This is a genomic window from Faecalicatena sp. (assembly GCF_058819085.1).
Genome location: NZ_JBZUUL010000032.1, coordinates 26,117 through 38,664, shown reverse-complemented (window position 1 = coordinate 38,664; position 12,548 = coordinate 26,117). Strand labels below are relative to the sequence as shown.

Below are 12,548 nucleotides of genomic sequence, written 5' to 3'. Positions count from 1 at the left end.
CATATGAGCATGATAGAAGTGGTTGATCTGACGAAAAAGTTCGGTGACTTTACAGCCAATGACAAAATCAGCCTGAGCGTGGAAGAGCAGGAGATCAAATGTATCGTCGGCGAGAACGGCGCCGGAAAATCGACACTTATGAATATGCTCTACGGCCTATTGCAGCCAACCAGTGGGAAGATCCTGATCCGCGGAAAAGAAGTCCGCATGAACAGTCCCATTGATGCAATAGCAAATGGGATCGGTATGGTGCACCAGCATTTTAAGCTGGTGCCCAGCCTTACCGTGTATGAGAATATTTTGCTTGGTGTCGAGATCAAGAAAGGAAAGAGTCCTTTTGTTGATGCGAAAACAGAGATTGAAAAAGTACAGAAACTGATCGATGAATATCATTTTGAATTAAATCCTCTGGATAAGATCGAGGATATTTCCGTAGGCGGAAGACAGCGCGTGGAGATCCTGAAAATGCTCTACCGTAATGTAGATATCCTGATACTGGATGAGCCTACGGCAGTGCTTACTCCCCAGGAAGTGGATGACCTGATGGTAAGCCTTAAGAACATGAAGAAGCAGGGGAAGACGATCATTGTCATCACACACAAACTGCGTGAGGTAATGGAACTAAGCGACAGCGTCACGGTGATCAAGCAGGGAAAGGTGATCGGGCATGTGAAGACGAAGGATACCAGTGAGGCAGAGCTTGCACAGATGATGGTCGGAAGGAATGTTGTCCTGACCGTGAGTAATGAGAGAAAAGAACCAATTTCGGATGAAGTGATATATGAAGTAAAAGACCTGTGTACTATCAATGATTATGGGAAGGAAGTAGTATCGGACTTGTCCTTCAAGGTACACAGAGGAGAGATCCTGGGAGTTGCGGGTGTAGAAGGAAACGGCCAGTCAGAGCTTGTGAAGCTGATGACAGGGCTGATGGAAGCGACAAAAGGAACGGTTACGTTTTTGGGAAAGGACGTGACAAATAAGTGGCCCGCACAGCTTCGAAAAGAAGGTGTCGGTATCATCCCGGAGGACAGATATGCGCAGGGCTTGTGCGGCGATATGAATATCTCACAGAACTGCATCGCAGGATATCACGGGAATCCGGATGTCTGCAAGAGAGGGATCTTTGATCAGAAGGCGATCCGTGTAAAAAGGGATCATTTCATTGAAGAATTTGATATCCGTATCGGCGATCTGAACGGAAATGTATCCAGTCTTTCAGGCGGAAATGCACAGAAGATCATCGTTGCCAGAGAGCTTTCTGCCGGACCGAAGCTTCTGATCGCATGTCAGCCGACACGTGGAGTCGATATCGGTTCCATTGAATTCATCCATAAGCAGATCTTAAAGTTCCGGGATGAGGGGAATGCGGTCATTCTCGTATCCAGCGAGCTTTCAGAGATCTTGAGCCTTTCTGATAACATGATCGTGATGTACAAAGGAAAGATCTCCGGGCGCGTCAGTCAGAGTGAGGTCACAACAGCAGGCATCGGACTCTTGATGGCAGGTATCCAGCTTGAGAAAAAGGAGGCAGCTCATGAATAAAAAAGGAAATATTTTAAGAAATGTAATGAATTCAGTCCTGCCGATCCTTCTGGCATTTGTCATCGGAGGGATTGTCATAGCATGTATCGGTGAAAATCCGCTGGAGACTTACTGGATTCTGTTAAAGAAGTCCTTTCTGTCCTCCACAGGCTTTATGAATACACTGCACTATGCATCCCCGCTGATCCTGACCGGTCTTGCGATCGCAGTGACCTTCAAGGCAAATCTCTACAACATGGGTGTGGAAGGACAGATGCTGCTGGGCGGTTTCTTTGCGGGAATCGCGGGAGCGTATATCACAGGCATGAACCCGCTGGTACATAAGCTGATCTGTTTTGCAGTAGGAATCCTCTGCGGTATGGCATTTGCTTTGATCCCGGCGCTGTTAAAGGCAAAATGTAAAGTAAATGAAATGGTTGTAACTCTGATGCTGAACTATGCGATGGCAAAAGCGCTGGAATTCCTGTCCACAGGTGTTTTCCGGGATCTGAGTTCCGGCTATGTTGCCACACCGACCATACAGGAGAGCGCAATGTTCTCCCGGTTCGGACGCTCCAGACTTACGATGTTTTTCGTGATCGCGGTCATCGTACTGATCATCATGTATATCGTGATGAAGAAATCCAAGTTAGGATATGAGCTGACAGCCATCGGTAAGAATCCAGAGTTTGCAGAAGCAGCCGGGATGAACGTGGCAAAGAAGACGATCATCCTGATGCTGTTAAGCGGCGCCCTGGCAGGAGTCGCAGGAGCAGGATATATGATGAGCGAGCAGTTTAAATACACCTTAAGCTTTTCCGGGACACCGGGACTTGGCTGGGACGGTATGCTGATCGCACTTCTGGGCGGACACTCTCCGGGAGGGATTTTCATTGCGGCGATCTTCTACGCAGCACTGAAAACCGGAAGTGACAATATTAACATGTATACCAGTGTCCCGAAGGAAATCGTGGCATTGATCCAGGGACTGATCATTCTTTTCCTGGCAGTGAAATTTATCTCCGAGCGGACGAATTTCTCATTCCGTAAGAAGAGTGCAAAGAAAAGAGAGGGGGCTGCATAATGGAATTACTCAATAACATTCTGTACGATACTGTTTACCACAGTACGCCGATCATCCTCTGTGTCATAGGCGGTATGTTCGCATATAAGGCCAATGTGCTTAATATCGCATTGGAAGGCATGATGCTCAACGGTGCGTTTGTTGCGACTCTTACGATGTTTTTTACCGGAAATCTGCCTCTGGCGGTCCTTTTGGCTATTATTACGACGATGATCTACGGTCTTGTCTTTTCAGTCATGGGCATTACCTATAAAGGAAATGTTATCGTCGTAGGTCTCGCCATCAACCTGATCGCTCCTGCGATTGCGGGATTTGTCATGAAGATGATGGAGACGGCGAATATCAACCTGACAAACGTGAATATTGCAAAGTTTAAGATCAACATTCCGCTGATCAAGGATATTCCCATCATAGGAAGTATCTTAAGCGGGCATCCTCCGATCACTTATCTGGCTTTTATTGGGATCGCGGCATTCTCGGTGCTGATGTATAAGACGAGATTCGGTATCTATGTGCGGGTAGTCGGGGAAAACGAGGACTCTGCAAAGAGCCTTGGTATTAAGACGAACTTTTATAAATATGCGGCAGTTTTGATCGGTGCCTTCTGCTGTGCACTGGCGGGAGTGAACCTTTCGGTAGAGCGTCTCGGTCTTTACACCAACGATATGACGGCAGGGCGCGGATTTATCGCAATCGCGGCAATCTACTGCGGACAGGGCAGGCCGGTATTATCTTCCCTCTATGCGATCCTGTTTGGCGTGGCCAGGTCGCTGGCAGTCAACTTAAGTATCTATGCAGGGCCGGCAGCAGGATTGTTTGACATCATTCCATATATCATCATGGTCACTGTGCTTGCGGTGGTATCCATTGTCAAGTATAAGAACGTGAAGGTACGCGGATTCAAGAACGAACTGTAGAATGGAGGGGCATGTATGGGAAAGACAGCACTGCTGATCGTGGATATGGTGAAGGATTTTACAGATCCTAAAGGGCTGGTATTCTACCCCCAGAACCGGGAGATCCTTCCGAAGATCCGAAGGGTATTAGATAAATGCAGAGAAAAGGATGTACTGATCGTGTTTTTACAGCACTGCAACCGGAAAGGAAAGTTTGACCGGAAAGCCGCTGCTATGCGTCCGAACTGTATCGAGGGCAGCGGGGGTGAGGACATCGACCCGTTGCTTGAGGTGAGGGAATCAGATTACGTCATCAAGAAGAGACGTTACAGCGGATTCTTTGCGACAGATCTGGATCTGGTGCTCAGAGAACATGATGTGAAGAATGTGATAATCGTGGGAACGAAGACAAACTGCTGTATCAGGGCAACCGTGACGGATGCATTTTACCTGGACTATGAGGGGTATGTCATCAGCGACTGCGTGGCGACCAACTCGGAGACAGTCAACCGGGTGCATCTGGAGGACATCAATAAATATCTGGGGCATGTGATTGATACAAAGACATTATTTAACATGCTGGATGAAGGGACTTTATAAGCCCGGCAGGAAAGGAAACAAGTATGAAAGAATATGACGTGATTACCAGTGGATATGTCAGCATGGACCATATCATAAAGATCGCTTCGCCTGCGAAGATCGGTTTTACCTCTTTAGTCACCAATAAGAATAACAGCCAGATCCAGTATGGGGGCTGCTCCGTCAATATTGCCTATGCACTGAGCAGGCTTGGAAAAAAGTCACTGCCCGTTTTAAGGGTGGGCGGGGACTATGAGGCAAATGGTTTTAAGGAATTCCTGGAAGACGGAAACGTCCCGCTTGACGGTATCTCGGTGCTGGAGGATGAGATCACCTCGATCTGCTATCTTCTGCAGGATAATAACAATGATCACATCACCATCTTTTATCCCGGCGCCATGGATGGGAAATTTGCCGGTCAGATGGAGGATGCCTTGTTTGAGAAGACAAGGCTGGGGGTCATCACCGTGGCATCCAGAAAAGATAATGAGGTATTCTTCAGACAGTGTAAAAAGTACGGCGTTCCGGTCGTATTTGGGATGAAGGATGATTTCGATGCATTTCCGGAGGAGTTTTTGAAAGAACTTCTGACCGGGAGCCGGATTATTTTCACAAATGAGGTGGAGCGGGGGATCATCGAAGAGCTGTACGGATTTCAGGATATCACAGAGCTGTTTGACATCGGAGAAGTGGATATTATCGTGACAACGATGGGAAAAGACGGAAGTATCTGTTACGAACGTACGAAGGAAGGGATCAGGACCGGGAAGATCGGCATCTGTCCGGTGGAGCATGTGGCAGACGCGACCGGCTCAGGGGATTCTTACATGGCAGGGTTCTTGTATGGCTATCTGAATGGGGAGCCGGCGAAGGAGTGCTGTGTCATGGGAAGTGTGTTATCCTGGTTTGTCCTTCAGAAGGAAGGCTGCTGCACGAATCTGCCGACAGAGCAGACATTTTTAGAAAAATACCGGCAGGTAAAAGAAGGAGGTCAGTCATGAGTACATTATATTTAGGGGCTGATAAGTCAAATGTATCAAAATATGTATTATTTTCCGGAGATCCGTGGAGAGTGGAGGTACTAAAGCAGTACCTGGACAATCCGCAGAAGGTTGCATTTAAAAGGGAATTCAATACTTACACAGGAACATATAAAGGTGTGGAGATCACAGTGACTAGTACCGGGATCGGAGCGCCATCCGCGGCCATTGCTATGGAAGAGATGTATGAATGCGGAATGGAGGTGGCTGTGCGGATGGGAACGGTCATGGCCCTTGAGGATGATCTGCTTGGAAAGTTCATTATCCCGATCGCGGCGATGAGAAGAGAAGGAACAAGCGGATCTTACGTGGACATGGCCTACCCGGCGGTGGCGGATATCGACCTGGTCAACTGTATGAATCAGACCGTCACAGATATGGGAGCTGAGTACAGAAACGGTTTAAACTGCACAATGGATGGATTTTACAGCAAGATGCATGATTCCCGTTTCTCCTTAGAATGGGGAAGGGATATGACACAGACCTTTGAGGAATTAAAGAAATTAAAGGTGACAGGAATTGATATGGAATCCGCCTGCATGCTGACGGTGGGACGGCTCATGGGGGTGAAAACCTGCATTGTGACCATGACCACTGTTCTGGAGAATTTGAAAGAGACGCTGCAGGGGCAGGAGAGAGCAGATGCGGAAGATCTGCTGTGCCGGGTGGCGCTGGAGGGGATCTACCGGTTTGGGTGTTCATAGGGGTCAGACCCCTTTGCACTTCATATATCCTCAATTCTGACAATTGTGGAGAAAGGAGCATGTAAACCGTGTTTCTATGTTAGAAGTAGTGCTAATATTTAGAATTGTATACTGAATAGGGCTTGCAGCCAGAACATTATACAGAGCAGGAAAAGGTAAAATAGGGAAGGAAAGGTGACAGATAATGAGTAGCCAGGAAATATTGAAGGTTGGGGATACGACGGTGATCGGTATGGTGCACTGCCTGCCGCTGCCCGGAACCCCGGGGTTTGATGGTGATTTTAACAAGATCATCGAACATGCAGCTGCAGATGCTGTTACATTGGAAAAGGCCGGAGTGGATGCCGTGATCGTAGAAAATATGGGGGATACCCCCTTTACGGCGCTGCTGACGACTGCCCAGGTTGCGGCCTTGAGTGCGGCAGCATATGCGGTAAGACAAAGTGTCAGTATTCCGATGGGAATTGACGCGGCATTCAATGACTGTAAGGCATCCCTTTCCATTGCGGGGATGTCAGGGGCTGATTTTATCAGGGTTCCGGTGTTTGTGGACACGGTAGTTTTTTCAGACGGGGTCATTCGTCCGGTGGCAAGGGAATGTGTAGAGTTTCGAAAACAGCTTGGCCTTGAGCGCGTTAAAATTCTGGCGGATGTCCAGGTCAAACACGCCCACATGCTGCTTCCCTATATCACCATCGAGCAGTCCGCTAAAGAGGCAGCAGATAATGGTGCAGACGGGATCATTGTAACAGGAAGTGTGATCGGAGAGGAGACACCGCTCGAAATGATCCGGCGTGTGAAAAAAGTGGTGAATATCCCGGTTTTTGCGGGAAGCGGGGTGAAAGCTTCTAACATTAAGTCACAGATGGAAATTGCGGATGGCGCGATCATCGGCTCAAGTCTGAAAGAGGGCGGGATCTTGACAAACCCGATTTCCTATGACCTGGTAAAAGAAGTGATGGATGGACTGAAATAAAAGAAAAGAGGATGATAAGTTATGATGAGACCAATGAAATTAGCAGGGAGCCAGCTGCTTTTCGGGGAAGGCTGTCTGGAACATTTAAAGGCGCTGAATACGAAAAAAGCGTCCATCGTGATCGGCGGCAGCAGTATGGTAAAAAGTGGAATGCTGGATAAGGTAAAAGGGTATCTTTCAGAGATCCAGGCACAGACACAGGTGATCGAGGGCGTAGAACCAGACCCATCCTTTGCTACCGTGATGCGCGGGGCAAAAGAAATGCAGGAGTTCGGACCGGATCTGATCATCGCACTTGGCGGAGGTTCTGTTATGGACGCTGCAAAGACGATGTGGGTATACTATGAGCATCCCGAACTCGATACGCTGGAAGCACTTCTTCCGCCTAATGGGTTCCCGAAACTCAGAGAAAAAGCCGTGTTCTGCTGTATTCCGTCCACAGCCGGAACTGCAAGTGAGGTTTCTCGTTCTGTTGTGATCTCTGACACAGAGACCGGGATCAAGCACGGAATCGGGAACATGGAAATGATGCCGGATATCGCTATCTGTGACCCGGAGGTGACCCGTTCTATGCCGCCAAGGATCACCGCAGAAACAGGGATGGATGCCCTGACACATGCATTAGAGGCCCTGGCATCCACCCGTGCAAATTATATCGGCGATGTTCTCGCAACCCAGGCTGCACTCGATATTATGGAAAATCTGCCAAAAGCGTATCAAGACGGAAACGATATGCAGGTCAGAGAGACGATGCTCAATGCGTCCATGGCAGCAGGTCTTGCATTTACCAACGTTTCTTTAGGAATCGTGCACTCCATGGCACATACCCTGGGCAGCTATTTCCATGTTGCACACGGACTGGGAGACGCTATGCTCCTTCCTTACATCATCCGTTTTAACAGCCGTGATGAACGCGCAGCAGGAATCTACAGGACGTTTGAACAGAAAGCAGGAGGAGAAGATCTGGCGGCAATGGTAGAAGCATTGAATCAGAAATTGAACATCCCTCATGCGTTCAAAGAGATCATTGCAGACGAGGAAAAATATATGTCCATCCTGGAAGAAATGGCTGAAATGGCAAAAGCAGACGGATGTACCAAAACAAACCCGGTCATTCCAACCATAGAAGAATTCAAAGAATTATTTATCAAGGCATATAAAGGAGAATAAACATGGAAGTGATTTTATACCTATCGAACGGCTATCCTACATTGGAGAGCAGTTATCAGACAGCGATTGAATATGCAGAGGCGGGATGCCGCATGATGGAGATTGATTTCCCATCCCGGAATCCATATCTGGAGGGCGAATACATTGCAGACAGAATGGCGAAAGCGCTGGAGGTCTGTGATGATTATGAAAAATATATGGAAAGCATGGTGCGCCTCAAAGAGCGTCTCCCGGAAGTACATTTCCTTGTGCTGGCCTATGAAAATACGATCGAGGAGATCGGAACGGAGCGTTTTATCAAGTTCTGTAAGGAGCATGATTTCGAAGATGTTCTGATGGTTGGTTTAAAAGATGAGAAGATCAAGAATGAGATCATAGAAAGCGGCCTCAAGGTATCTTGTTATGTGCAGTTCCATATGCTGCCGGAAGAAATAGAATCTGCAAAGGCATCCAACGGATTTGTGTATATGCAGGCGAAACCGAATGGAAATATCAACCCGGATTATCCGACCTTAAAGGACTGCATCCGGCATTTGAGAGACTGTGGCATCGACAGGCCGATCTACTGTGGTGTGGGAGTACACGCACCGGAAGATGTGAAGATGGTAAAAGAAGCAGGCGGTGATGCAGCCTTTGTGGGAAGCACGATTTTAAAGCTGCATGAAGATGTGCCGGCGATGAAGGAAATGATCAGAAGATATAAGGCGCAGTGCTAGATGTGTTATTAAGTTACGAACACAAGGAGTTAAAGATCCAGTGAAAAGAAGGATGTCTTTTCACTGGATCTTTTTGAATGAGTTGAAAAAAAATTACAATAACTAATGGTAGAAAAGAAAAAAAGAGACATGGTAAAAAGTGGAAATTCTTTACAGATAGAACAATCTGAATGTAGTTAATACCAGAAAATCAAGGGGATTCAGCTCCTTTTTGACAAGAAAGATGAAAATATTTTACAAAATAAAAATAAAAGATTGAAAATATTTTTCATATATGATATGATTCAATCAAGTTAAGGAAAAGGAGTGAATAACTATGAAAGCAGTTGTATTAAATGCACCAAATGATTTTGCCCCCGCAGAGCTGCCTAAGCCGGAGATCGGTGATAATGATATGCTTTTACAGATGAAGAAAGCGGCTATCTGCGGAACTGATATGAGAATACTGACAGGAGCAAAAACGAAAGGTGTGCGTTATCCATCTGTGATCGGACATGAGATGTGCGGGGTGATTGCAGAAGTGGGGAAAAACATCACGGGATTTGAAGTCGGAGATAAAGTATCTATAGCGAATGTGATTCCGTGCGGTTCCTGCCCTGCCTGTTTGGAGGGCAGAGAAAATGCCTGTATGAACCGAAAGGCTATCGGGTATGAATTCAACGGTGGTTTTGAAGAATATATCCTGATTCCGGAAATCGCGATTAAAAGTGGCAATGTAATGAAACTTCCCAAACAGGTATCCTTTACCGCGGGCGCTTTGATTGAACCGCTTTCCTGCTGTATCCGAGGGTTGAAAAATGCGGGTACAGGTTTTAATGATTCTGTTCTGATCGTGGGTGCAGGTCCGATTGGTCTGATGCATATGCAGTTATCAAAGATCGCTGGGGCCAAGCAGGTCATAGTTAGTGAACCCAATGAAATGAGAAGACAGATTGCGTTGGAATTAGGTGCGGATAGAGTTGTGGATCCGACAGAGGAAGACCTGGAAAAAATCGTAAAAGAGGCGACTCAGGGCATGGGCGCAGATGTTATCATCATGGCAATAGGGGTTCCCTCATTAGTAAACTCTACGTTAAAGCTATGCAGGAAAGGCGGGACAGTAAATCTTTTCGCGGGATTTGCAGGTACAGGAGAATGCAGCATAGAAGTAAATACAATCCACTATAATGAAATTAATGTAAACGGCAGTACTGCTTACAAAAGAGAGGACTATTTGGAAGCAGCGGATATGGTGGTCAGCGGCAAGATAAACTTAGATAAGATCGCAACACATACCTATAAATTAGACGAATTTCAGGAAGCGTATGAAATGTGCAAAAGTGGAAAGGGACTCAAAATCTTAATAGAGCCTTAAAAGGCGGTTTACTGATACATATACAGAAGTTTAACCTGCAGCTGCGCAGGGTTTTAAACGAAATATTTTATAACAAAGGAGAAGATAATTATGGCAATGTTAGGAAAAGAAGTAAGAATGAGCAGACTGGTTAATCCAAAGAGCAATAAAATGATGGCAATTACAGTAGATCATGCAATTTCCAGAGGAATTGCACCGATGACAGGACTGCATCGGATCCAGGATACGATCGATAAGATTATTGCAGGGAAACCGGATGCAATGACGATGACAAAAGGGATTGCGGAGCATTGTATGTGGAAACACGCTGGAGATGTTTCTATGCTCATGAAGGTTTCTAATTATTCACCTGTTGCCCCGACAAAGGATACTATTTTTGGAACTGTAGATGAGGCTGTCCGTATGGGCGCTGATGCGGTGTCTATGGGAGCTATGACGTTAGGTGATTTTCAGGGCGAGCAGTTCGAAGAGATCGGTAAATTTTCAGAAGAATGTATGAGAAAAGGTATGCCTCTGATCGGACATGTATACCCTAAAGGGGAGAGTGTTCCGGTGGATAAGAGGACATCCTGGGAAAATATTGCTTATTGTGTGAGAAGTGCATGTGAATTAGGGATGGATATTGTAAAGACAACATACACCGGTGATCCGGACAGCATGGCTAAAGTTGTTGCGTGTGTTCCGTCTACGTTTAGAATTGTTATCCAGGGCGGCGACTCCTGTAAGACACTGGACGATTATCTTTTGATGACAAGGGAAGCCATGGATTGTGGAGTCGGTGGTGTCACAATGGGAAGATTTGTATGGGACTATAAAGATGTAACTGCTCTTGTAATCGTACTTCGCTATATGATCCATGAGGGGTACAGTGTAAAAGAGGCGAAAGAACTTCTCGCACAGCTGGAGAACGACAAGAATTACGAGAAATTTTAATAAATAAGACAGGTGTTTGGAATGGGGAATCAGTATTTATTAGGTGTAGATGTAGGAACCACGAGTATCAAAGTGGCAGTAATCGATGAAAATGCCAGACTGCTTGGAATGAGCAGCAGCTCATATAGAATGATAACGCCGAATCAGGACTATGCCCAGATCGACACAGAAGATATGTGGAGAGCATTACTGAAATGTGTGCAGCTATTGAAAGACGGGAAACAGATAGATTTGTCGAAGACTGCAGGGATCAGTATTTCCAGTCTCTGCCCGGGGCTTGCGGCTCTGGGGGAAAATGGGGAAGTACTGGTCGATCCGATTATTTATTCTGATAGGCGCAGTACAAAAGAAGCCGGGCTGATCAAAGAAGCGGTGGGAGAAGAACGACTTTTTGAGATTACGGCGAATACTGCAATGGCGGGGGCTACGTCCGGGACCTCTATGCTCTGGATTAAACGAAACCACCCAGAGCTTTACGATAAGACCAAATACTTTGGACATGTCAATACGCTGCTGGCGCAGAGGATGTCAGGAGTGTTTGCAATGGATTATTCGAATGCTTCGTATACGAACTTATTTGAAACAACAGGAGGATTTGGCTGGTCCGAATTTTTGTGTCAGAGAGTGGGGATCGACATTCAAAAGCTGCCGCCGCTGCATCCATCTACAGACGTGGTGGGAGGGCTGATTCATCAGGATCTTATTCGTCTTGGGATTCCCTGCCAGACACCGGTGATCATAGGAGGAGGCGACACTGCCTGTGCAGCTTATGCGGCAGGAATCACCCGGGACGGAGATGTATGTGAGTCTGCCGGTACGACGGATGTCCTGACAGTCTGTGTAGATCAGCCCAGATTTGACAGAGGGTTTATCAATCGGTGCCATGTGGTCGAAGGCACCTGGATATATCAGGGGGCCTTATCTCATACCGGCTCGTCTTATCAATGGTTCCGGGATAACTTCTGTCCGGATCTGATCAAACAGGCCGGGGGGAATGCCGGGAGGGCATTTGAATTGATGAATGAGGAAGCAGCTCTGGCGGAACCGGGCTGCGGAGGTCTTGTTTTTCTTCCGTATATGCTGGGGGAAAGAAGTCCGATATGGGACCCTTATGCCAGAGGCGTATTTTTTGGACTTTCTCTTAAGACTACACGCAGGGAGATGAACCGGGCGGTCATGGAAAGCTGTGGATATGGGCTTCGGCAGCTGAGCGAAATCGCGGAGCGTGTCACAGGCCGCGAAATCACGAGATTTGTCTCAATAGGCGGAGGAGCCAAAAGTGTGGTCTGGGCGCAGATGAAAGCAGATATTACCGGAAAGGATATTGAGATACTTGACATGAATGATATGGCACCGATTGGTGCGGCTCTGCTGGCAGGAGTAGGAGCAGGAATTTTCAGCCATGTTTATGAGGCGGCAGAAAAGGTGGAAAAGAGGGTATACAGGATAGTAAAAAGCAATCATATGTATGAAGATATCTACAGTAAAAGATATAAAGTATATACAGAACTGTATCCCAAGATCAAAGAGCTGTATAAAATAGGGAGTGACCTGCAATGAGGGCTGTTCCAA

General features: G+C 46.8%; 12 protein-coding genes. All 12 read left to right on the top strand.

What is annotated here, in order from left to right:
* Positions 1-3 precede the first annotated feature (3 nt).
* The 12 genes from AC4OGX_RS15495 to AC4OGX_RS15440 all read left to right on the top strand — a co-directional run bounded on the left by AC4OGX_RS15495 (position 4) and on the right by AC4OGX_RS15440 (position 12,536).
* Positions 4-1,545 (top strand): ABC transporter ATP-binding protein, encoded by a 1,542-nt coding sequence (locus AC4OGX_RS15495; RefSeq protein ID WP_493331513.1) that lies wholly within the window; start codon positions 4-6, stop codon positions 1,543-1,545.
* A complete protein-coding gene (locus AC4OGX_RS15490) occupies positions 1,538-2,608 on the top strand; it encodes an ABC transporter permease (protein WP_493331512.1) in 1,071 nt (356 codons plus the stop codon). Before AC4OGX_RS15495 ends, AC4OGX_RS15490 begins: the two co-directional genes overlap by 8 nt.
* Positions 2,608-3,525, top strand: coding sequence for an ABC transporter permease (locus tag AC4OGX_RS15485; RefSeq protein ID WP_493331511.1), 918 nt, complete (start codon positions 2,608-2,610; stop codon positions 3,523-3,525). Before AC4OGX_RS15490 ends, AC4OGX_RS15485 begins: the two co-directional genes overlap by 1 nt.
* Positions 3,526-3,540: 15 nt before the next feature.
* Positions 3,541-4,104, top strand: coding sequence for a cysteine hydrolase family protein (locus tag AC4OGX_RS15480; protein ID WP_493331510.1), 564 nt, complete (start codon positions 3,541-3,543; stop codon positions 4,102-4,104).
* Between the two features lie 23 nt (positions 4,105-4,127).
* Positions 4,128-5,084, top strand: coding sequence for a carbohydrate kinase family protein (locus tag AC4OGX_RS15475; protein ID WP_493331509.1), 957 nt, complete (start codon positions 4,128-4,130; stop codon positions 5,082-5,084).
* Entirely contained in the window at positions 5,081-5,827 is a 747-nt protein-coding gene (locus tag AC4OGX_RS15470; RefSeq protein WP_493331508.1) for a nucleoside phosphorylase, read from the top strand. The genes AC4OGX_RS15475 and AC4OGX_RS15470 overlap by 4 nt, the downstream gene beginning before the upstream one ends.
* Before the next feature lie 184 nt (positions 5,828-6,011).
* A complete protein-coding gene (locus AC4OGX_RS15465; RefSeq protein WP_493331507.1) occupies positions 6,012-6,803 on the top strand; it encodes a BtpA/SgcQ family protein in 792 nt (263 codons plus the stop codon).
* A gap of 21 nt (positions 6,804-6,824) precedes the next feature.
* Positions 6,825-7,973, top strand: coding sequence for an iron-containing alcohol dehydrogenase (locus AC4OGX_RS15460; protein ID WP_493331506.1), 1,149 nt, complete (start codon positions 6,825-6,827; stop codon positions 7,971-7,973).
* A gap of 2 nt (positions 7,974-7,975) precedes the next feature.
* Positions 7,976-8,689 carry a tryptophan synthase subunit alpha gene (locus tag AC4OGX_RS15455; protein WP_493331505.1) on the top strand — a complete coding sequence of 238 codons (714 nt, stop codon included), beginning with the start codon at positions 7,976-7,978 and terminating at the stop codon, positions 8,687-8,689.
* 316 nt (positions 8,690-9,005) lie between these two features.
* Complete coding sequence (locus tag AC4OGX_RS15450) at positions 9,006-10,043, top strand: zinc-dependent dehydrogenase (RefSeq protein WP_493331504.1); 1,038 nt, start codon at positions 9,006-9,008, stop codon at positions 10,041-10,043.
* A gap of 90 nt (positions 10,044-10,133) precedes the next feature.
* Positions 10,134-10,976 (top strand): class I fructose-bisphosphate aldolase, encoded by an 843-nt coding sequence (locus AC4OGX_RS15445; protein ID WP_493331503.1) that lies wholly within the window; start codon positions 10,134-10,136, stop codon positions 10,974-10,976.
* A gap of 21 nt (positions 10,977-10,997) precedes the next feature.
* Complete coding sequence (locus AC4OGX_RS15440; RefSeq protein WP_493331502.1) at positions 10,998-12,536, top strand: xylulokinase; 1,539 nt, start codon at positions 10,998-11,000, stop codon at positions 12,534-12,536.
* Positions 12,537-12,548: the final 12 nt, after the last annotated feature.